Here is a 20,345-nt window from a genome sequence, read left to right as displayed (position 1 = left end):
TCAGACACCGTCTGAATTTGCAGCGGGCTGGAGAAAGGGTCATTCTGAGAATGAAGATTCCGACGTTACTAACTGAGTGTTGTATCTAATCGTGGGGGCAGGTCAGGGCAGCAAATACTGTTATCAAGTCCGTTTTTAACACAAAAGCTCTTTCTTGATTCGGTAAAAGGTGGCGCGGCTGATACCTGCCGCTTTCATGATGTGGGCTGGTTTAACATTCTGCGCCAGCATTTCGCGAACAGTTTCACGGGCTTCCATATCTTTTTCTTTCCCCGTATACAAACCTGCCAGTTTTGCTCTCTCGATCCCCTGTGCCTGGCGTTTACGGCGGGTTTCATAATCTTGTCGTGCCATTGTCGCAAGGATATCGATCAGCATAGCATTGACTGCCCGAAGAATGCCGCTAGTAAGGTCGTTACCAGACATTTCAACCATCTGCCAGCTTGTTGGCAAATCCATCGAAACAATAACCAGTCCTTTACTGTTCAGCGTAGCTTTGAGTTCAGCCCATTCTTCATGTTGAAGACGACTGAGACGGTCAATCGCTTCAATTAGAAGCAAATCGCCAGGCCGTGCTTCGGCAAGTAGGTGCATCAGTTCCACACGTTCCAGCTTCGCACCGCTGGCATTCTCAATGTATTCTCCGGCTACTTGCCAGTTTTTGCTTTGCGCAAATTCGCGCAGGCTAACTAATGCACGATCAGCATGTTGGCCTTCGGTAGATGCACGGCAATAGATACGGACATTCATTATGCATTCTCTTTTGAGTATTAAATTGATACCCATATGATACAGTGCGTGTTTTTATTGTCAATAGAGTCAAATTTAACCCTATTGATACTTTGTGTCATGGTCTTTATCAGGTATACCTAAAAGAGATATTGTTCGGATGGTATTCAGATCTTGCTTGGGGTATACGATTTGGTCAGTTTCTGTAGCTGAAGCACTCCGGTTTCATTTCAGCAGGTCTTAATCAAATTCAGTGTGCCATACATGCGGCACGAAAAAGTCTGGCATCAATGTGACCAGTTCTATCACCCACCACAGTCACTACAGTGGCCACACAGTTGGGGACCCAAAGGATGTTGTTTACCATTTTGCAATGGTTGACAGCTACCCGAAAGCAACTCCTCTTCGAGAGCGCTCAATTCCTCAGTTAATCGGGTTTGCAATTTTAGTTTGTTGAACCCATCCACACTGGGTGTAAGTGTATAGTTGTGATCACTGTCAACTTTTCTTCTCTCTTCTGTTCAGAATAAATTAATGTTCAGGCGTTATGATAAATAGATGTTATCGCCACCATGGCGCGGTCTTTACAGGAATAAATCTCACCATTTTTATATTTTCACCACAGTACCTCAAAATTTCATATACCAAAACTGAACTTGGCCGGGTAGTATTGGCTGCTTAGTATTAACTGTAGATGCTGTTATTAGGAGTTTCAGGTGCAGGTAAACAAACTTACGGATGATATTGATATTAGTTCTCATGAGCGTTTCCTCGCGGCCCGTAAAAGCACATGGGTTAGTGTGCTTGTTAATTGTTTTCTGACATCCGGGCAAGTGATTACTGGCGTATTTTCCGGATCTCAGGGGCTTATTGCGGATGGTATCCATTCTCTGTCTGATTTAGTTTCAGACTTTGTGGTGCTTATTGCTAATCATAAAAGTAAAAAAAATCCCGATGATGACCATCACTACGGGCATCATCGTTATGAAAATGGTGCATCATTAATTCTGGGGACAATTTTATTCATTGTTGGCATCGGGATGTTATGGTCAGCAGCAAATAAAATGCAACAACCAGATGATATTCCTCAGGTACATATTGTTGCTCTGTGGGTGGCCTTAGCCGCACTGGTTATCAAAGAGCTTCTTTTTCGCTATATGCTGGCAGTAGCAACCCGAGTAAAATCCACTATGCTGGTTGCCAATGCCTGGCATGCCCGCTCTGATGCCGCCTCATCTTTGGTGGTGGCTATTGGTATTATTGGTAGTTTATCAGGGTTTAAATTGCTTGATCCGGTAGCTGCACTGGTTGTGGGACTGATTGTGACCAGAATGGGATATTCATTTATGTCAGATTCGCTTCATGACTTGATGGACAGGGCCGTGGATATTGAAACTGAAAATAGTATAAAAACAACATTATTGTCCACGCCTGGGGTCGAAGGCATCCATGACCTCAAGACCAGAAAAATGGGGGACCTTGTTGTGGTTGATGTTCATCTGGAAATTGATGGTGATTTATCAGTGAAAGTAGGACATGACATTGCTGTTTTGGCCAGGAAATCAGTTTTAGATAATCATCATGTTTTAAATGTTATGACACATGTTGACCCTTATTTTAAAGGTGATAATAGTCCTGGTTGCGGGGGCAAATAATCCTGAAAAATAATATGAATGCTGCTGTTTTTTGAGAAGATTGGGAAGGGATTATTTTTTTGCGCAATATTACCCCTTCTGACTGTGAAAACGAGAGTAAACAATATGGAGGCTATTATGAGAAAAATTATGCGTACTGTTGTGATAGGAGCCACCCTTCTTTTATCCCCCTGTGTAATGGCTGGTTCTGACGGTGTTGAACATGCCATGAAGATGATGAATAAAAGCTACCGCGCAGCACTTAAGGAGGAGGACGTTACATCCTTCAGGAAAGATATGCGGGAACTGAAAGCAACAGCAGAGTCCATCCTGAACAGCCCTGTAGAAGGGTATGACAGGGAAACGTATGTTGCAGGCATGTCACTTCTAATTGATGAGGTAACTGCCGTTGAAAGTACCGCTGAGAAGGAAGGTCTTGACGCCGGGAAAATTGCAGCACAGAAACTAGGCAGTCTGATGAGAAAATACCACAATAAACTAGGTGTTGACTGAGACCGGGAATTATTCGGTGAAGGTAGATATGCTGGAAAGATATCCCTGAACTGACATGATACACGTGCCTGTAATCAAGCAGATAGCTATGCACTGGTGAGGAAATTTCACAACGTTATCTTATCTGCAAAATACATATAAAAATGTTGGGGTAACAAACATGCATTATCAATGCTACATATTTTAGTTTGTTGCCTCAACATAAGTTAAGTACCTATTGGTGTTGCGCGGGGTGGATTCAGGGGGCCAAATTATATTTGGTGGTCACGCGTCAGTCTGTGTTTTGTTTGTTGGTCATGATGACCTGCTCCCCGTTGATTAACACACTGATGCCCGTAATGTCTTCATCATCGGTATGAGACCCTCATTAAGATGCTTTTTTCCGGCAAATAAATCATCAGTATCCTCTTCGAGGCTGGAACAGGGATTCTAAGCCATGTGCTTTGCCGTAAGAAGATCATTTCCGACGTCACCTAATGTGGCTTGGTGAATGGATTTTGTCATGGCTGCACTCTTCATCGGTCGTCGGATTAAGTGCCGTACGATCCACGTCGCTTTTGGAATTTCAAGCGTTCAGATATAAGCATTCTGTACAGCATTGCGTTGTTTCGTGGCTATCTGGCGACGATAAGAACCACTCAGGAACCTGAATTTACCTGTCGAGTACTGGGCCTTTGAACATGGTTTGGATATTACTGAGTGCATCTTGGTTTTGAGAAGTTAAGGTTATCATTAATAAAAAGGCATAATATTGAGTGGTCAACCAACCTTAAAAAAGTGGCTAAATTATGAACGAAAATTTACGTAATGCTCTTCCTCACAAAAACACACCATTTCTACGTGTGCTGCATATCATCGTAGCTGTATTGATTTTATTGCAGATTATTAATTCAAACCTTACCGAAAGCGATGCGCTTAGTGACTATACTCTCACTGGGTTCGTAACATGGTTCCATGTTATCACTGGGTTATCACTGATTGTCCTTGGGTTTGTCATGCTTGCATGGATGCTGACACAACGAGGATTTCGTTACTATTTTGCCTGGGTGGTCCTTGATTTTCGAGGTGTGGTTGAAGATATCAAAATGCTGATATCATTCCGTCTTCCTGAAGCTCATGCTGGTGGGATTGCTGCTCTGGTTCAGGGGCTTGGTGTACTTGCACTATTGGGCGTTGCATTATGTGGTGGATTCTGGTTTGCTCTCAATACTGCTCTTGGCACGTCACCTGTGCTGACAGAAACCGTCCTGCATGTGCATAAGTTTCTGACTGTATTTATTGAAACCTATTTCTGGGCACATGGTGCGATGGGGTTGCTGCATATCTTCCTCACCGTTCGTAGCCAAAGGAAAAATCCCGTTACCGAATAGTGCTGTAGGTTTATGATGGATAAGATGCCCTGTAATGGTTGGCTAAAACAGACTATAACCGCGCATTTATCCGTCAATGCATTTTCTATTTATCCGTAATTCCGATGAGTATGCGTATTTGAAGGAAAAAATATATGCATCTTGAACGACATAGTATCGAAAAAGTGGGATGGCTGAGGGCAGCTGTACTGGGGGCAAATGACGGAATTGTTTCGACAGCGAGCCTTGTTCTTGGGGTTGCATCTGCAAATAGCAGTCCTTCCGGTGTTTTACTTGCAGGTGTTGCAGGACTGGTTGCCGGAGCTATGTCAATGGCTACAGGGGAATATGTTTCCGTCTCATCTCAGGCGGATACCGAAAACGCAGCACTTGCCCAGGAAAAAAGGGAGCTGGAAACTGATTATCAGGGAGAGGTGCGGGAACTGACTTCACTTTATATGCAACGTGGACTGGAGCCAGAGCTTGCCCGGCAGGTTGCGGAGCAACTTATGGTCAAAGATGCCCTGGATGCTCATGCCCGTGAAGAACTGGGGTTGACGGATATAAATTCTGCACAGCCCCTACAGGCAGCTGTCTTTTCTGCCCTGAGTTTTTCCGCTGGTGCGGTGTTACCCTTAATCGTGGCATGGCTCTCCCCTCTGAAACTGGCTTTTTTGTTGATAATCCTTTCCACCCTTTTTTCACTGGCGGTCCTTGGCTATATATCTTCGGTTTTGAGTAAAGCCTCTCCTGTCAGGGCGATCATAAGAATTACGTTCTGGAGTACCATGGCTATGCTTTTGTCTATGGGGATTGGTCATTTTGCAGGGCAGGCCCTGCTTTAATGTTATGAAGCACAATTCGAGTACCATCTTACTGGCGATGCTTCGCAAAACAATTTGCAATGCAGCTCCCTTCAAACTCGATTCCTGCTTGCGCCAATACCTGTTGAAGGGGTGATGGAGGGGATTCTCCCCCTCCATTTCAAGGGCAAGGACAACGCTACTTCTGGCAAATTTCCCGGTCGTAAACGCCACCATTGACAACCAAAATTTGTCGTTTCTTCTTTGAAATCATATCAGTCATTATCTTCGAGTCATCAAGAAAGATACCACCAAAGGTTCCAGGTCGTGCATTCTTCCCGGCGATTATAATCAGATCCCCAATATTCAATGCAGCAACTTTATCGTTATTGTAATTCGTATCTTCAAATATGAACTTCAGGCCTTCATCTGAACCGGGAATACCCAATGTTACTACAGGATTTTTTCTGAAAGTAACAGTACCGATACCAGTTATTTTTCCTGTTACCATTAACTGACATTTTTTGAAGTCATTTGTTGCCCTGAATTCATGTTGTTCAAACCGCGCATAAACTTCCCCTGTTGTATACATTCGCGGAAGTATATCGATTATCGATGGTTTGGATGGTTGCTCAGGTTGTTGCTGAGTTACGGTATCAGCATTTACCTTGGCCTTCACTTCGGGGGTTTTAGGCTGATATGGGGGGGGCGTCAGCCCGTAAAGGAGATTGATGCCGTAGGCTATTGCGACGGTTATGACTGCTATTTTAATATAACGTTCATAGGGTGATTTCATTTCGTTCTTCCATAACTTCTATCTTAACAATACGCTCTCCATTACGATATATTTTCAGCTTGTCAGGCGGGGACTTCACTGCATTACGGATTTCGTTCATTGTATCTTTCGATAACATATCACAGCCTTCCATATACATAACCCTACGGGTATCGGTATCTGGTATGTTAGTGAAACTGCTACTGACCCATAAATCGGGTATTTCAATTCCATGTATCAGCTTCATATACACAACGATGAACGCATCTGTCAGGTGAAACCGTCCAACTGTGTATTTTCCGGTATAGGTATTACCAGAAGACGATGCTACCCAATCGTTTTTTAAAACCAAAGTCAGTGCATTATTTTCCATATTCAGACTCCAGTTCACGAATGCGATTGTTCGTCATGTCGGTAAGACATTTCTGTTCATTATTGCAGCCGGATTTGTGCTTTATCCATTCTCTTTGAGAAGGAAGCAATCGTTTTCGGGTTTCAGGGCTAAGGCTTTTCCAGACCGAATTAAGTTTCTCATCGCTTGCTTTATAACTGTGTGTATCGACGTTTGAGGTTACTGCATTGTTTTTGGGAGCTTCGCTACCGCTGCTATAGAAAACGGGTGCACGTACTCCCTGAGCGTAGTCTTTAGCTGCTTTTTCCCCCACGGCTTGCCCATTCGCAGTCAATACCTTTCCGAACTCTGTAGTGTCGAAACTGTAATTGCGGATCTCGCCATTGAAGTCCAGCTTCACGTTAACGGTTGTTGACTTCGAAATGGCAGTCAAGAAATCACCAGCTTCGGACCCGAAGGAACAAGCGACTTCTTTAGAATCACTGACATTAGGGCGTAACCCGTGCATCGTGAATCTGCCGTTATCAGTTGTAGCAGTGATATCTACCAGCGGAACGATTGATGATGATTGCTTTGTCATCGCGAAGCATATTCCCTTCAGATTTACATCCCTGTCCATCCCGAGAAACATCAGTGCGTTTTTGTCGCTGCTGGCGACACCCATTGATTTTGCCTCTGGCAAGAAATACACGGTACTGGAGGCGGTGGTTAAACCTGAAACGAAAACAACACCTGACGCCATGATTTTTAACGTTTTAATAAGAATTGTCATTCTGGATACCTTCTTTCTTTCGCACTCCATCGTGGACAGAGTATTCATTCCGTGAGTCTTGTTTACGAGAAACACTAACCGAAGAATCATGATCTTACATTGATCTATGAAATCTATCAATATCGTATAATTGATCTGTAAAAACGATCGATTAACATGGGGAGAAGAGGGGGAAGATGCGAAGGGTATTGTTTTTAAAGGGTTTTAAAATGGTTCATATGCTTGGTGTTAACGTCGGGCGGCGGGCAGCGGTTAGTCTTGAATACTGCGATTGAAAGACATAACAATCTACTTTGTGCGGGGTTTCCGGCAACCATAGAGGTGTTTCGATAAGGAGCGGTGCAATAAGTACAGTTCGTAGACAGAATGAATACGATGTAATTTTGAACCCTTGCTCTACAACGCTCTGTATCAAGTTTTACGGGGGTTTTATATTGAACGATGCCTGAAGTCTGCTTTAATCGCTCTGACAAGATACAGAGCGATTCATGGCTATATAGCGATGGATTACGCTAACATTTCTGTGGGGCAATTTTACAATGGCACTAACACTTACCTTTATTCCGTCAGTTCATCGATCAGTGTTCGGGGATGATCTAGTCGTTTTTTCGCTTCCGTCATGAACTTGTCTCGGTTGATCAATATGTCAATATGGTCATGCAGTATCAAACCTTCAGATTCAAGAATTTGAATATCGTTGATAGTCTGCGCTTCAACATAAATCTTACCCTTCTTCCAGCCTGAGTTGTTTTCGATAACGATACGCTGTTTATGCTGATCGCGGTATGTGATGGTAAACAAGTTGTGTTTCTTATCTATTCTGGAGCAATCTACGCGCATAATAACGGTCTTAATGTTTGCTCTTATTTTTGTGCGTAAAGGGTTAAGTGCGTCATCAATGTCAAACTTCCTGAACTTGTCCCAACCTTCAGTGTTCATTTGCACGATTGATTCATCGTATAGTCTTTTTTCCACTATCAGACTTTGTTTTTCTTGTTCTAGTTGATCAATTTGCGAAGTGAGGCTATTAATGATCTCAGGGCTTTTAGCTGAACCTATAGCCAATACATAGTTCTCAATTTGCGATTGTATGTCCGCTATTTTCCCTTCTAAACCAGATGGTTGATATTTCGTCTGTAAGAATATTCTATCGGCTATTAGTTGTAAAATCGTCCTTTCAAGGGTGCTTGCCCTGAATCCCCACTTATTACAATCTTGATGTAAATCTCTGGATGCACATTGGTAACGGTAAGCATGTGGATGGTTTTTAAGGGTTGATTTAGCCTTAACCATGTAACATGAGCAGTGCGCACAGTGCAAAATACCAATACCGGAAAGTAATGGTATTTCTGGATTACTCTCGCGATTCGGGGCAAATCCTTTGTTTCCAACTTGGAGCTTTAACGCTTCATATTCATCTTTGCTGATGATCGCAGGGTAATAATCATCCAGAACGTATTCTGCATTGTTTACAGTGATTACTTTTCGTCCATAAATGGCAGGTTCAAGGATTCTGGAACAATGCTGCATATTCCATATACCTTTTGATTTTTTGTTGCCAATAACCGGTCCATCGTAGTTGTTTTTCAGATGTTGAAGGATCATCCGATTTGACCAACCGTCTTGTTTTAACTGGATAATTTTTTTTGCTATGGGGAACAGGACTGGATGCGGATTGACATATCCAGTACTTGAATCTGTCCACCATTTATCCGAGCCTAACTCTTTAATTGCGACTACAGGATCACCTGGTTTCCGTTCCTGGTGACGTCTGATCTTGGACAGAGCACTTGCAATGGTGCGGTGTGATTTGGTTGAACTTTCTTCGTTTGCACGGCTGAACAACATCACGCTAAACATCAGTTGCTGCAATGTCTCGGTGTTTACTTCAGTCTGTCTGTAAACCTGTTTATCAATCCCGGTAATTACCGTGATGCCATTAAGTAATAAGCTGGTGAAAAGGTTAACCGCTTGCATGGCGTTCTGGCGTGAGAAGCGATCAAGGGATTCAATCAAGAGGAAAGACCCCTTTGGGATCAAACCGGATTCAACTTGGTCTATGAAATCCGATAAAGCTCCTTCCTGAACGTTTTTACCCTTGTACGCGGATACCCCTAAATCTTGGTATTCCTCGAAAATCTCCAGATCGTACTCAGTAGCAATCTGTTTTGCCATTTCAGCAATGTAGCTCTTCTGACGCTCAATCGAACTACCTTTACCTTGTCGTTCGCTGGAGTAACGGATATATGAATATAAGCGTGGACGATTCATGGTATTGAATTTCACTGGAAGTACTGTATTTCTTAAGATTGTAACATGTGCAGACATTGGTCATCACCTCCTTGGTAATCCATTGGGGCGACAGGTATAGCTGTTTTTACGCCTCAATTCTTAATGAGGTGTATTTTACTTTAGTGTTGCCGATGGTGACGCCCAGCACCGCCATCACGGTGAAGCCCAGACCGGTCAGCAGCGCATGGATGAGGTACAGCACCGGTGCGACGAACAGGAACAGGAACTCGATAGGCTCGGTGGTACCGCCCACGACGCAGGCGATCACGCCGGAAATCAGCAGGCCTTTAATTTTATGGCGGTTTTCCGGGCGCGCGCAGTGGTACATTGCCAGCGCAGCACCCGGCAGGCCGCCGAGGAAGGCAGGCATTTTACCCTGAGACAGGAAGCGGGTTGCGCTTTCGGAGAAGCCGTGTGTCGTCGGGCAGCTCAGCTGCGCCTGGAAGATAGTCAGCGCGCCGCTCACGTCGTGACCGCACACCTCCATGGTGCCGCCCGCTTCGGTGAAGCGAATCAGGGCCACCAGGATATGCTGCAGGCCAAACGGCAGCAGCAGACGCTCGCCGGTGCCGAAGATCATCGGACCAAAATCTCCCGCGCCGTTAATGATGCGGCCAATGCCGTTGATGCCCATAGCGAAAACTGGCCAAATCAGCGGAATAATCAGACCAAACAGACCCATAACGACCAGGGTCACGATCGGGACAAAGCGGGTGCCGCCGAAGAAAGCCAGGGCATCCGGCAGGCGGATATTGTGGAAGCGCTCGTGCAGCATCCAGATAATTACCCCGGCGATCACCGCCCCGAGGATCCCGGTGTCGATGGACTGAATACCAATCACGCTCTGAATGTTGTTGGCCTTCAGAACGGCGGCGTCGGTGGTCGGCAGTATGCCTTTTGCGGTCAGCCAGAAGTTAACCGCCAGGTTCATCACCGCGTAGCCCACAAAACCGGCAAACGCCGCGACGCCTTTGTTCTCGCGGGCCAGGCCCAGCGGGATTGCAATACAGAACATCACGGGCAGGAAACTGAAGGCAAAGGAGCCGACTTTACTCATCCAGATAAAGATCGCCTGCAGCACGGGCGCGCCGAGGAAGGGGATCAGCGTGATGACGTCTTTACTGCTGAGCGAACTGCCGATCCCGAGCATGATCCCGCAGAACGAGAGAAGCGCCACGGGCAGCATAAAGGTTTTACCCAGTTGCTGGAAAAATTCCCACAGCGATATTTTTTGTGCTGCTTTCGCCGTCATAAAACGACTCCTTTATTGTTAAAATCAGTTTGTCTGCTTCAATGCTGCGAGAAGATAAAACGTTTTATCAAAGTTTAGTGCGCGCTAAATCACATTCTCAGGCTTTGACTGGTAGTATAAAGACAACGTATTGATAAAACGTTTTACCGATCTCATTTTTCAGGGAGTCACGCCAACACATGGCTGTAGCGAAAAAAGTCACCATCAACGACGTCGCGCTGGCGGCGGGGGTTTCCGTCAGCACCGTTTCTCTGGTACTGAGCGGAAAAGGACGCATCTCTCCCGCGACCGGTCAGCGGGTAAACGAGGCGGTTGAGCAGTTGGGCTTTGTGCGAAACCGTCAGGCGTCGGCGCTGCGCGGCGGGCAAAGCGGGGTGATTGGCCTGATTGTCCGTGACCTGACGTCACCGTTCTATGCGGAGCTGACCGCCGGTTTAACCGAAGCGCTTGAAGCGCAGGGGCGGATGGTCTTTCTGCTTCACGGCGGTCGCGAGGCCGATCAGCTGCTTTCCCGGCTCGATATGCTGCTGAATCAGGGGGTGGACGGGGTGATCGTCGCCGGGGCGTCGGGCGTGGGCAGCGAGCTGTGCGAGCGTGCCGCTGAAAAAGGCGTGCCGCTGGTGTTTGCTTCACGCGCCAGCTACCTCGATGAAGCCGATACGCTGCGCCCGGATAACATGCAGGCTGCGCAAATGCTGACCGAGCATCTTATTCGTCGCGGCCATCAGCGCATTGCCTGGCTGGGCGGCAAAAGCTCATCCCTGACCCGCGCCGAACGGGTCGGCGGCTACTGCGCGACGCTGATTAAATACGGCCTGCCGTTCCACAGCGAGTGGGTTGTTGAGTGTGAGTCCAGCCAGAAGATGGCGGCGGAAGCGATAGGCGCGCTGCTGCGCAGCAGCCCGACCATCAGCGCCGTCATTTGCTATAACGATGTGATCGCCATGGGCGCCTGGTTTGGCCTGATCCGCGCCGGGCGTCAGAGCGGCGAGGGGGGCGTTGAAACCTTCTTCGGCCACCAGGTGGCGCTGGGGGCGTTCGCCGACGTCGGTGAAAACGCGCTCGACGATCTGCCGATCGTCTGGGCCACGACCCCAGCGCGGGAGATGGGCTACACCCTGGCGGATAGGATCATGCAGCGCATCGACAATACGGACGTTCAGGCCGGGCACCAGATTGTGGCGGCGCGGCTGGTGACGGTGAAATAATCTCCGCTGCACATCGCCCGGCGGCGCTGCGCTTGCACGGGCCTGCAACGGCTCGGGATCGTAGGCCGGGTAAGCGTCAGCGCCACCCGGCAATAAAAAACCCCTCATGCGAGGGGTTTTGACGTTTACTGCTGCGGTGCCGCCGGTTCGGCTGGCGCTGCCGGTTCAGCCGGTTCCGGCATCCCCAGAGCAGGCATGCCAAACATGCCGACAAAATCCTCCAGCGGCATTTTGTCGCCGTTGAGCGTGACCTGGCCGTTGGCGTACTGCAGGCTGGTGGAAATCGTGTTGTTGTCCACCTTCGTGATGCGGAACATCTGGCCCATGGCCGCCAGACCTTTCACCTGCTGGTTCGCCAGCTTGCCGGCGTCTTCATCGCCGTAGCCTTCCAGCTTCGCAATCTGGGTCATAAACTCGGTCGCCATATCCATCGGGATGGTCAGCTTGCTGTCGAGCGACTTCACGCTGCGATCCACTTCCTGCGCCAGCGTCTGCGGTTCACCCGTGGCGGTGGCCGGATCTTTCAGGAACAGCGACAGGTTAAAGCTGGTTTCGCCTTTGCTGTTTTTCCAGCTCAGCGGCGCAACGGTGATCACCGGCTCGCCTTTCAGCAGGATCGGCAGGTTGTTGAACAGCACCGCCATCGCCTGCTGCTGGTAGACTTCCGGGTTCTGCTGCAGCGCGGCGTCGGTCAGCAGCGCCTGGCTCTCTTTGCTGTATTTCTGGCTAAATTCGTGCCACGCCTGGCCGTCGATATTGCCGATCTTCAGCGACAGTTTGCCGGTGCCCAGATCCTGATTCTGCACTTTCAGGCTCTTCAGCGTGTAATCCAGCTGGGTATTGATGCTCTTACCGTCTTTGGACACGTCGGATTTGCCGTTGACGTCCATGCCTTCCAGCACGGCCATCTCTTTGCCTTCAACCGCAATGGCGACTTTATCGAGAGACAGTTTCTGATCGCCGATACGCTCTTTAAAATCGGTCATGCGGCTGTTGCCGTCGGCCTTCAGGTTGTTGAAGGTGAGCTGAACTTTTTGATTGTATTCGTTCACGGCGTTGACCAGGCCACTTTCCGCTTCACCCGTCAGGGAGAACACGTTCCCGTCGCGGTCCGCGTCAAGTTTGAAGTGACCACCGCTAAAGGCGACTTTCTCATTCTCTTTCTCGTAGTTCAGCGCTTTCAGGGCAATATCAGAACTCGTGTCACCGGCATAGCTGATGCGGGTGTCGATCTCGAAAGGTGAGGTATTTTTTGCCAGGTCGAACAGCGGTTTGGTGACGTCGTTATTCACCAGGACCGTGTGAACGGACGCCATTGACGGGATCAGGTTAAACGACTTTAGCTGCGCCAGCGGGAATGGACCGTGGCTGACCACTTCATCCAGCACCACGCTCTTACCTGGTTTCAGCCAGCCGTTTTCCATACCGGCAACCGGCTTCACCACTACCTGCATACGGCTGGTAAACACGCCGCGCTCATAATTTTGATAGCTCAGCTCAAGGCCCGCTTCCGGCGCGCTGCGCTTAATCTCTCCGTTAGCCTGCGCCACCATCTCAGCCAGGCGTCCTTCCAGCTGTTTCCCGGTAAACCAGGAGGCACCCGTCCAGACCACGCCTAACGCTACAATCACTCCTACCGCTACGACCGATTTTTTCATTGCGACTATCCCTAAAATGAAACCAGGCGGTAAAAACCGCCTGGAGATATTAAGCCTGCAACTAGCTTAGCAAGAGTTGTTAAAAAATTCAGTAAGTGCTTAAAGCTTATTGAAAACGCGCGCCAGTCGACCGGTGCCGCTTACGCTAACCGGAGACTCATTGGCTGCAACGAATGCTGATTCACCGGGCTTAAGCACCAGACGCTGTTCGCCTTTGTGCAGCGTCGCTTCGCCTTCCACGCAGAACAGGATCGCCGCACTTTCCTGTGCGATGGTCGTTTCTGTCTGGCTCAGGTCGTGCAGGGAGAAAGCAAAATCCTCAACCGGAATCGGGAAGTCCAGCTCTGCGCCGTTTTTCACCGGCTGAGTCAGCAGCTCCGCGGCAGGTTTCGCCACGAACTTGACGTTGGCAACCAGCTCGGGGATGTCGATGTATTTCGGCGTCAGGCCCGCGCGCAGCACGTTGTCAGAGTTGGCCATTACCTCCAGCGCCACGCCCTGCAGGTAGGCGTGCGGGGTTTCCGCGAACAGGAACATTGCTTCACCCGGATTCAGCTTCACCACGTTCAGCAGCAGAGGGGAGAACAGGCCGCTGTCGTCCGGATAGAACTGCGCAATAAGACGGATGGTCTCCCACGGTTCACCTTGCTGGCTCTCCAGGGCGGCTTTCAGTACCGCCAGGGCGTGGGATTTCTCTTCACCCTGCATGTTCAGCAGGCTGGCAAACAGCTGGCTTAGCGCCTCGGCATTCGGGTTTTCAAGGAAATGCGCGATAGCGTTATTGGCACCCGAGACCGGCTGCAGCAGGGAGATAATCTCTGAAAATTCGCGGAACGCGTTCATCGCCAGGAACGGCGTCAGCGCGAACACCAGCTCCGGCTTGTGGTTAGGATCTTTGTAGTTACGCTCGGCGGCGTCTAACGGAATACCCGCCGCGTTCTCTTTCGCAAAGCCGATTTCAGACGCTTGCTTGTTCGGATGAACCTGGATGGAGAGCGGCTGGTCAGCGCACAGCACTTTAAACAGGAACGGCAGTTCGCCAAAGCGCTGAGCCACCTTGTCGCCCAGCAGCGCGGCTTTATCGCCGTCAATCACGTCGCGCAGGCTGCGTGCCTGGCCGCTGGCGTCTTCAATTTTTGAGCTGCTCTTCGGGTGCGCCCCCATCCACAGTTCTGCCATCGGCAGGTTGTTTGGGTTCGCGATACCGTAGAGATCCGTTAACGCAGTTTTACTTCCCCAGGCGTAGTTTTGCACTGAGTTGATGAGTTTTTGCATTATCAAGCCCTGATTCAAATGTGGAATAAACTCCGGGTATTAAAGCAATAAACCACCTGGAAGTAACCTGTGGATGTAAAAAGTCGTACTAGTCTCAGTTTTTGTTAAAAAATTGTGTAGGATAAGCTGACTCGCTTTTAAGCCGGGCAGCGGAACATCTGCCCTGAATAAACAGACCGAAGCAGTAAGTGAGAGACCAATGTCGAATAAACCCTTCCATTATCAGGATCCTTTCCCCCTCAGTAAGGATCAGACCGAGTATTACCTGTTAACCCGCGATCACGTCTCCGTCTCTGAGTTTGAAGGACAAGAGATCCTCAAGGTGGATCCGCAGGCGCTGACGCTGCTGGCGCAGCATGCTTTCCACGACGCCTCGTTTATGCTCCGTCCTGCGCACCAGCAGCAGGTGGCCGATATTCTGAGCGACCCGGAAGCCAGCGAAAACGACAAGTACGTTGCCCTGCAGTTCCTGCGTAACTCCGATATCGCGGCGAAAGGCATTCTGCCTACCTGCCAGGATACCGGCACGGCGATCATCGTCGGTAAAAAAGGCCAGCGCGTCTGGACCGGCGGCGGCGATGAAGCGGCGCTGGCGCACGGCGTCTACAACACCTACACCGAAGACAACCTGCGCTATTCGCAAAACGCGGCGCTGGACATGTACAAAGAGGTCAACACCGGCACTAACCTGCCTGCACAGATTGACCTCTACAGCGTCGACGGGGATGAGTACAAATTCCTCTGCATCGCCAAAGGCGGCGGTTCGGCCAACAAAACCTATCTCTATCAGGAAACCAAAGCGCTGCTCACCCCGGGCAAGCTGAAGAATTATCTGGTTGAGAAGATGCGCACCCTCGGCACCGCGGCGTGCCCGCCGTACCATATCGCGTTTGTGATTGGCGGTACCTCGGCGGAAAGCACGCTGAAGACCGTGAAGCTGGCCTCAACCAAATACTACGATGGCCTGCCAACCGAAGGTAACGAGCACGGCCAGGCGTTCCGCGACGTGCAGCTTGAGCAGGAGCTGCTGGAAGAAGCGCGCAATCTGGGCCTCGGCGCGCAGTTTGGCGGTAAATACTTCGCCCACGACGTGCGCGTGATCCGTCTGCCGCGTCACGGTGCATCCTGTCCAGTCGGGATGGGCGTGTCCTGCTCTGCGGATCGCAACATCAAGGCCAAGATCAACCGCGAAGGCGTGTGGATCGAAAAACTGGAAAACAACCCGGGCAAATACATCCCGGAAGAACTGCGTAAAGCGGGCGAGGGGGAAGCGGTTCGCGTTGACCTGAACCGTCCGATGAAAGAGATCCTGGCGCAGCTGTCTCAGTATCCGGTTTCGACCCGTCTCTCCCTGAACGGCACGATTATCGTGGGCCGCGACATTGCGCACGCGAAGCTGAAAGAGCGTCTGGACAACGGCGAAGGGCTGCCGCAGTACATTAAAGATCACCCGATCTACTACGCGGGCCCGGCGAAAACGCCTGAAGGTTATGCCTCTGGCTCATTAGGCCCAACCACGGCGGGCCGTATGGACTCGTACGTCGACCAGCTGCAGGCTAACGGCGGCAGCATGATCATGCTGGCGAAAGGCAACCGCAGCCAGCAGGTAACGGACGCCTGCCACAAGCACGGCGGCTTCTACCTCGGCAGCATCGGCGGCCCGGCTGCGGTGCTGGCGCAGGGCAGCATCAAGAGCCTGGAGTGCGTGGAATACCCGGAACTGGGCATGGAAGCGATCTGGAAAATTGAGGTGGAAGACTTCCCGGCGTTTATCCTCGTGGATGACAAAGGTAACGACTTCTTCAAGCAGATCCAGTCCTCTCAGTGTTCGGCGTGTGTGAAGTAGTCTGAAGAAAATGCCGGGTGGCGCTGACGCTTACCCGGCCTACATTCTCGTAGGTCGGGTAAGGCGAAGCCGCCACCCGACACCAAAAAGAGCGCACAAAGCGCCATACCGTTTCTCAGAAGTCATCAATACTTATCCCTTAAGCATGTGAGCAATCCCGACAGTGTTATCAAGGAGAAAGTAATGACCACGGTACGCCATGAGAAAGACTCGATGGGCGCCATCGACGTCCCGGCCGACAAGCTATGGGGCGCGCAAACCCAGCGTTCGCTGGAGCATTTCCGTATCTCGACTGAAAAAATGCCCGTTTCGCTGATTCAGGCGCTGGCGCTCACCAAACGCGCAGCCGCGAAGGTAAACCAGGATTTAGGCCTGCTGGCGGCAGACAAGGCCACCGCCATCATAAATGCCGCCGACGAAGTGCTGGCGGGCAAGCATCCCGACGAATTTCCGCTCGCCATCTGGCAGACCGGTTCCGGCACCCAGAGCAACATGAACATGAACGAAGTGCTGGCGAACCGGGCCAGCGAACTGCTGGGCGGCGTGCGCGGCATGGAGCGCAAGGTTCACCCGAACGATGACGTCAACAAAAGCCAGAGCTCTAACGATGTCTTCCCGACGGCGATGCACGTGGCGGCGGTAATCGCCATTCGCGAGCAGCTGATCCCCCAGCTCAACGTGCTCAAATCCACGCTTAACAAGAAAGCGCAGGCCTTCCGCGATATCGTCAAGATTGGCCGTACGCACCTGCAGGACGCCACGCCTTTGACGCTCGGCCAGGAGATTTCCGGCTGGGTGGCGATGCTGGAACACAACCTGAAGCATATTGAAAACAGCCTGCCGCACCTGGCGGAGCTGGCGCTAGGCGGCACGGCGGTCGGCACCGGGTTAAACACCCATCCGGAGTATGCGGTGCGCGTGGCGGAGGAGCTTGCGGCCATAACCGGACAGCCGTTCGTCACGGCGCCCAACAAATTCGAAGCGCTGGCGACCTGCGATGCGCTGGTCCACACCCACGGCGCGCTGAAAGGGCTGGCGGCGTCGCTAATGAAAATCGCCAACGACGTGCGCTGGCTGGCCTCGGGCCCGCGCTGCGGTATCGGTGAAATCAGCATTCCGGAAAACGAGCCGGGCAGCTCCATCATGCCGGGTAAAGTCAACCCGACCCAGTGCGAAGCCATGACTATGCTCTGCTGTCAGGTACTGGGCAACGACGTGGCCGTCAACCTGGGCGGTGCATCCGGCAACTTCGAACTCAACGTCTATCGCCCGATGGTGATCCACAACGTTCTGCAATCGATTCGTCTGCTGGCGGACGGCATGGAGAGCTTTAACGAGCACTGCGCGGTGGGGATCGAGCCAAACCGCGAGCGCATCAGCCAGCTGCTGAACGAGTCGCTGATGTTGGTGACCGCGCTCAATACCCACATTGGCTACGACAAAGCCGCCGAAATCGCCAAAAAAGCGCATAAGGAGGGGCTGACGCTGAAAGCCTCCGCCCTGGCGCTGGGCTATCTGACGGAGGCGGAGTTTGATACCTGGGTGCGCCCTGAGGCGATGGTTGGCAGTCTGAAATAATCAACTCGCCACGTACAGGTGCAGTCGCGGAATAATGAGCTGAAGCGGCTGCGCCTGAGGTCGGTAGCGGTGCTGGACATTTTCAGCATCGTAATTCAGTAACTCACCAATATCCGGCACGATAGCCCCCTGATCGGCATCATAAAGCGCAATCAGCGGCGTCGGACAGGCGTACTGCACCTGTTTTTGCTGACCGGAGTACCAGACGCGAGCGATAGGCTGCACCTTCACCGGGCGCTTAATTTTGAGGCGCGTATCAGCTGGCAGCGAGGCGATGCTGTGGTACTCCTGCTCCAGGCGCTCGATCCACTGCTCACGCGACCACGGCGCGACGGTGCGCGGCGTCTTCAGGCTCTTTTCCAGCTGAGCCAGAATTTCATCCCGGGTGAAGTTTTTAATGATGTGCTTATTCGCCCAGCCGAAGCGCAGCGTGGCGGGATGGCGCAGAACCGTCAGCGTGCGATAGGCATTCAGGGTAATTAACCCCGGAAGCTGACGGTGCACCCACTCAAACCGGGCGGCGGGGGCCAGGCCCGACTCTTCGGTAACGATTTTCTCAAATGCCGCTTTCAGACTGTTGATATGGGCAATCTGGCTTTCCAGCGCCTCGCGCGCTACTGCATCGGTTTGCAGACAGATCACGCCCGGCAGCCGCACGGCCGCCTTGCTGCTGCGCTGTTCAGACTGCTGCTGGATAAAAAGATGGCGATAGTGCTTCATCGCCAGCTCCAGTGCGGCCTTGCCGATGTGCTGCTTCACGTCGATGGTGTCCAGCGGATCGTGCTCGGCCCCTTTGGCCACCTCGGGCAGGGTAAAGACGCGCGCGGCCAGCAGGCGGCAGGTCTGCAAACGTTCTGTCAGGGTCAGCAGCTCGTGTTCTATTTCCCGAAACGTGCTGTTCAGCCGTTCAATAAGATCGTAGGTCGCCATAAGCCCCTCATTAGTTACAACATACTTATCATATAGCACAGCACGCCGGGTCAGGCCAGCGTGCGGTTGAAGTCAGGCAGGGACGGGAAGGGCGATGTTATGGTACACCGGCCAGCTAAAGCAGAAGCGCGCGCCGCCGAGCTCGCTCTCCTCGCAATGTACCGTGCCGCCCATCGCCTGCGCGATAGAGTGGACGATTGCCAGCCCCAGACCGCATCCGCCGGTGGCGCGATCGCGGCTGGGATCGAGGCGGACAAACGGTTCAAACACGGTTTCGCGTGCCTCCGGCGCAATCCCCGGCCCGTCATCCTCTACCGTCAGGCTGGCCTGATTGCCCTGCAAATCCAGCCCAATCTGTAGCGTACTTTCGCTGTAGCGCATGGCGTTGTTCATCAGATTGTCCAGCACGCGCTCCATCAGGCGCATATCGAGTGCGCCGTAGTCACCCGGCGTGACGCGCGTCAACAGCGTGCGCTGCGGGTTCACGCTCTGAACGTCGTCAATGTGGGTTTGCAGCCAGGCGGGCAGATCGGGCGTGCTGAGGTTTAGCTCGTTTTGCGGGCGATCGAGGCGCGCGTAGGTCAGCAGCTCCTCAATCAGCGCTTCAAGCTGGCCAATGTCGCGGTTAAGCGCCTGAGACTCCGCTTCCGTCAGGTTCTCGCTCATCTCCAGACGATAGCGCAGGCGCACCAGCGGCGTGCGCAGCTCGTGCGCGATCCCGTCGATCAGCTGCTTCTTGCTGGCGATAAGGGCATTGATGTTATCGGCCATCTGGTTAAAGGCCACCCCCAGACGTTCAAAGCTGGAACCGCTGTCGAAGTGAATACGCTCTGTAAAATGCCCCTCGCCAAAACGCTGCGCGGCGGATTCGAGTTTCAGCATGTCCTGCCAGTGCGGGCGCATCCAGATAAAAACCGGAAACGCGAGTGAAATGGCGATAAAGGCCATCAGCGCCATGTCCAGCAGGCGCATCTGATGCAGATAATAGAGATAGGGCACCGGCCCGACGGCCAGCACGTAATGGCTGCGCGGAATTCGCTGGATAAAGGTGTATTTCTCATCCAGCGCGACGATGTCCCCGTCGCGCAGACGCTGCATGGCGGGCGGGTCCAGATCGAAATCTTTCAACGGCTCGATGCGTAAATCGAATGACAGATTGAGATCCAGCTCTTTCAGGGTTTTCGCCCAGTCGTGTGGCGGGATCTCTCTCAGCTCGCTGCGCATCAGATAGAGCGAGCTTTTCATCAGGTCGTCCAGAGACTGCCTGCCCGCGCGTTCGGCGGTAAATTTATACACCAGGCCGACCAGCATAGTCATCACCAGGAAGCAGACAAACAGTAAAAGATAAAACTGCACAAACAGCTTTTTCATTGGATCTC

The 20,345-nt window shown here is 51.3% G+C and carries 16 protein-coding genes and 2 pseudogenes; 8 read left to right on the top strand and 10 right to left on the bottom strand.

Annotated features, from left to right (window positions below):
- Positions 1-135 precede the first annotated feature (135 nt).
- A complete protein-coding gene (locus tag ACOTXI_RS21280; RefSeq protein WP_007890845.1) occupies positions 136-750 on the bottom strand; it encodes a recombinase family protein in 615 nt (204 codons plus the stop codon).
- A gap of 695 nt (positions 751-1,445) precedes the next feature.
- Between ACOTXI_RS21280 and ACOTXI_RS21275 the strand changes: the two genes are divergently transcribed.
- The 5 genes and pseudogenes from ACOTXI_RS21275 (at position 1,446) to ACOTXI_RS21255 (ending at position 5,070) form a co-directional block, all read left to right on the top strand.
- Positions 1,446-2,384 (top strand): cation diffusion facilitator family transporter, encoded by a 939-nt coding sequence (locus tag ACOTXI_RS21275; RefSeq protein WP_001198019.1) that lies wholly within the window; start codon positions 1,446-1,448, stop codon positions 2,382-2,384.
- An 18-nt stretch (positions 2,385-2,402) separates the two neighbouring features.
- Positions 2,403-2,876: a cytochrome b562 gene (locus ACOTXI_RS21270; protein WP_000923859.1), complete on the top strand. Its 474-nt coding sequence runs from the start codon at positions 2,403-2,405 to the stop codon at positions 2,874-2,876.
- A gap of 463 nt (positions 2,877-3,339) precedes the next feature.
- A pseudogene (locus tag ACOTXI_RS21265) lies at positions 3,340-3,570 on the top strand (IS3 family transposase); the annotation flags it as partial.
- Positions 3,571-3,664: 94 nt separating this feature from the next.
- Positions 3,665-4,246, top strand: coding sequence for a cytochrome b/b6 domain-containing protein (locus ACOTXI_RS21260; protein WP_001004932.1), 582 nt, complete (start codon positions 3,665-3,667; stop codon positions 4,244-4,246).
- Positions 4,247-4,380: 134 nt separating this feature from the next.
- Positions 4,381-5,070 carry a VIT1/CCC1 transporter family protein gene (locus ACOTXI_RS21255; protein WP_000549951.1) on the top strand — a complete coding sequence of 230 codons (690 nt, stop codon included), beginning with the start codon at positions 4,381-4,383 and terminating at the stop codon, positions 5,068-5,070.
- 157 nt (positions 5,071-5,227) lie between these two features.
- Here the strand turns inward: ACOTXI_RS21255 and ACOTXI_RS21250 are convergent, their stop codons facing one another.
- The 5 genes and pseudogenes from ACOTXI_RS21250 to malX form a co-directional block, all read right to left on the bottom strand.
- Complete coding sequence (locus tag ACOTXI_RS21250) at positions 5,228-5,824, bottom strand: hypothetical protein (protein WP_016537359.1); 597 nt, start codon at positions 5,822-5,824, stop codon at positions 5,228-5,230.
- Positions 5,808-6,176 carry a hypothetical protein gene (locus ACOTXI_RS21245; RefSeq protein WP_023280004.1) on the bottom strand — a complete coding sequence of 123 codons (369 nt, stop codon included), beginning with the start codon at positions 6,174-6,176 and terminating at the stop codon, positions 5,808-5,810. The genes ACOTXI_RS21250 and ACOTXI_RS21245 overlap by 17 nt, the downstream gene beginning before the upstream one ends.
- Positions 6,166-6,927, bottom strand: a complete 762-nt coding sequence (locus ACOTXI_RS21240; RefSeq protein WP_023280005.1) for a lysozyme inhibitor LprI family protein — start codon at positions 6,925-6,927, stop codon at positions 6,166-6,168. Before ACOTXI_RS21240 ends, ACOTXI_RS21245 begins: the two co-directional genes overlap by 11 nt.
- A gap of 558 nt (positions 6,928-7,485) precedes the next feature.
- Entirely contained in the window at positions 7,486-9,255 is a 1,770-nt protein-coding gene (locus ACOTXI_RS21235; RefSeq protein WP_013096884.1) for a recombinase family protein, read from the bottom strand.
- 85 nt (positions 9,256-9,340) lie between these two features.
- Positions 9,341-10,471: pseudogene (gene malX / locus ACOTXI_RS21230) on the bottom strand (PTS maltose transporter subunit IICB); the annotation flags it as partial.
- 179 nt (positions 10,472-10,650) lie between these two features.
- Here malX and ACOTXI_RS21225 point away from each other — a divergent pair.
- Positions 10,651-11,679, top strand: coding sequence for a Mal regulon transcriptional regulator MalI (locus ACOTXI_RS21225; RefSeq protein WP_021241148.1), 1,029 nt, complete (start codon positions 10,651-10,653; stop codon positions 11,677-11,679).
- 125 nt (positions 11,680-11,804) lie between these two features.
- On the opposite strand, the gene ACOTXI_RS21220 is transcribed toward ACOTXI_RS21225, so the two are convergent.
- Positions 11,805-13,337 (bottom strand): YdgA family protein, encoded by a 1,533-nt coding sequence (locus ACOTXI_RS21220; RefSeq protein WP_058653687.1) that lies wholly within the window; start codon positions 13,335-13,337, stop codon positions 11,805-11,807.
- 99 nt (positions 13,338-13,436) lie between these two features.
- Positions 13,437-14,612: a mannose-6-phosphate isomerase gene (gene manA / locus ACOTXI_RS21215; RefSeq protein WP_058653686.1), complete on the bottom strand. Its 1,176-nt coding sequence runs from the start codon at positions 14,610-14,612 to the stop codon at positions 13,437-13,439.
- 199 nt (positions 14,613-14,811) lie between these two features.
- On the opposite strand from manA, the gene fumA reads away from it, so the two are divergent.
- Positions 14,812-16,458, top strand: coding sequence for a class I fumarate hydratase FumA (fumA, locus tag ACOTXI_RS21210; RefSeq protein ID WP_024909338.1), 1,647 nt, complete (start codon positions 14,812-14,814; stop codon positions 16,456-16,458).
- Positions 16,459-16,641: 183 nt separating this feature from the next.
- Entirely contained in the window at positions 16,642-18,036 is a 1,395-nt protein-coding gene (gene fumC / locus ACOTXI_RS21205) for a class II fumarate hydratase (RefSeq protein WP_058653685.1), read from the top strand.
- Here fumC and tus read toward each other — a convergent pair whose 3' ends face one another.
- Positions 18,037-18,966, bottom strand: a complete 930-nt coding sequence (tus, locus tag ACOTXI_RS21200; protein ID WP_023292613.1) for a DNA replication terminus site-binding protein — start codon at positions 18,964-18,966, stop codon at positions 18,037-18,039.
- A gap of 72 nt (positions 18,967-19,038) precedes the next feature.
- Positions 19,039-20,337 (bottom strand): two-component system sensor histidine kinase RstB, encoded by a 1,299-nt coding sequence (gene rstB, locus ACOTXI_RS21195; RefSeq protein WP_023343989.1) that lies wholly within the window; start codon positions 20,335-20,337, stop codon positions 19,039-19,041.
- Between the last annotated feature and the right edge of the window lie 8 nt (positions 20,338-20,345).

This window comes from Enterobacter cloacae complex sp. BZL2005, assembly GCF_049238885.1.
GTDB lineage: Bacteria > Pseudomonadota > Gammaproteobacteria > Enterobacterales > Enterobacteriaceae > Enterobacter > Enterobacter roggenkampii.
Note: the sequence above shows the minus strand (reverse complement) of the source record. Positions and strands in the feature narration are given on the sequence as shown.

Excerpts from the sequence above, each read along its gene's own strand:
- ACOTXI_RS21280 (WP_007890845.1), bottom strand. The coding sequence starts at position 750 with ATGAATGTCCGTATCTATTGCCGTGCATCTACCGAAGGCCAACATGCT.
- ACOTXI_RS21270 (WP_000923859.1), top strand. The coding sequence starts at position 2,403 with ATGCTGCTGTTTTTTGAGAAGATTGGGAAGGGATTATTTTTTTGCGCA.
- ACOTXI_RS21260 (WP_001004932.1), top strand. The coding sequence starts at position 3,665 with ATGAACGAAAATTTACGTAATGCTCTTCCTCACAAAAACACACCATTT.
- ACOTXI_RS21255 (WP_000549951.1), top strand. The coding sequence starts at position 4,381 with ATGCATCTTGAACGACATAGTATCGAAAAAGTGGGATGGCTGAGGGCA.
- ACOTXI_RS21250 (WP_016537359.1), bottom strand. The coding sequence starts at position 5,824 with ATGAAATCACCCTATGAACGTTATATTAAAATAGCAGTCATAACCGTC.
- ACOTXI_RS21245 (WP_023280004.1), bottom strand. The coding sequence starts at position 6,176 with ATGGAAAATAATGCACTGACTTTGGTTTTAAAAAACGATTGGGTAGCA.
- ACOTXI_RS21240 (WP_023280005.1), bottom strand. The coding sequence starts at position 6,927 with ATGACAATTCTTATTAAAACGTTAAAAATCATGGCGTCAGGTGTTGTT.
- ACOTXI_RS21235 (WP_013096884.1), bottom strand. The coding sequence starts at position 9,255 with ATGTCTGCACATGTTACAATCTTAAGAAATACAGTACTTCCAGTGAAA.
- ACOTXI_RS21225 (WP_021241148.1), top strand. The coding sequence starts at position 10,651 with ATGGCTGTAGCGAAAAAAGTCACCATCAACGACGTCGCGCTGGCGGCG.
- ACOTXI_RS21220 (WP_058653687.1), bottom strand. The coding sequence starts at position 13,337 with ATGAAAAAATCGGTCGTAGCGGTAGGAGTGATTGTAGCGTTAGGCGTG.
- manA (WP_058653686.1), bottom strand. The coding sequence starts at position 14,612 with ATGCAAAAACTCATCAACTCAGTGCAAAACTACGCCTGGGGAAGTAAA.
- fumA (WP_024909338.1), top strand. The coding sequence starts at position 14,812 with ATGTCGAATAAACCCTTCCATTATCAGGATCCTTTCCCCCTCAGTAAG.
- fumC (WP_058653685.1), top strand. The coding sequence starts at position 16,642 with ATGACCACGGTACGCCATGAGAAAGACTCGATGGGCGCCATCGACGTC.
- tus (WP_023292613.1), bottom strand. The coding sequence starts at position 18,966 with ATGGCGACCTACGATCTTATTGAACGGCTGAACAGCACGTTTCGGGAA.
- rstB (WP_023343989.1), bottom strand. The coding sequence starts at position 20,337 with ATGAAAAAGCTGTTTGTGCAGTTTTATCTTTTACTGTTTGTCTGCTTC.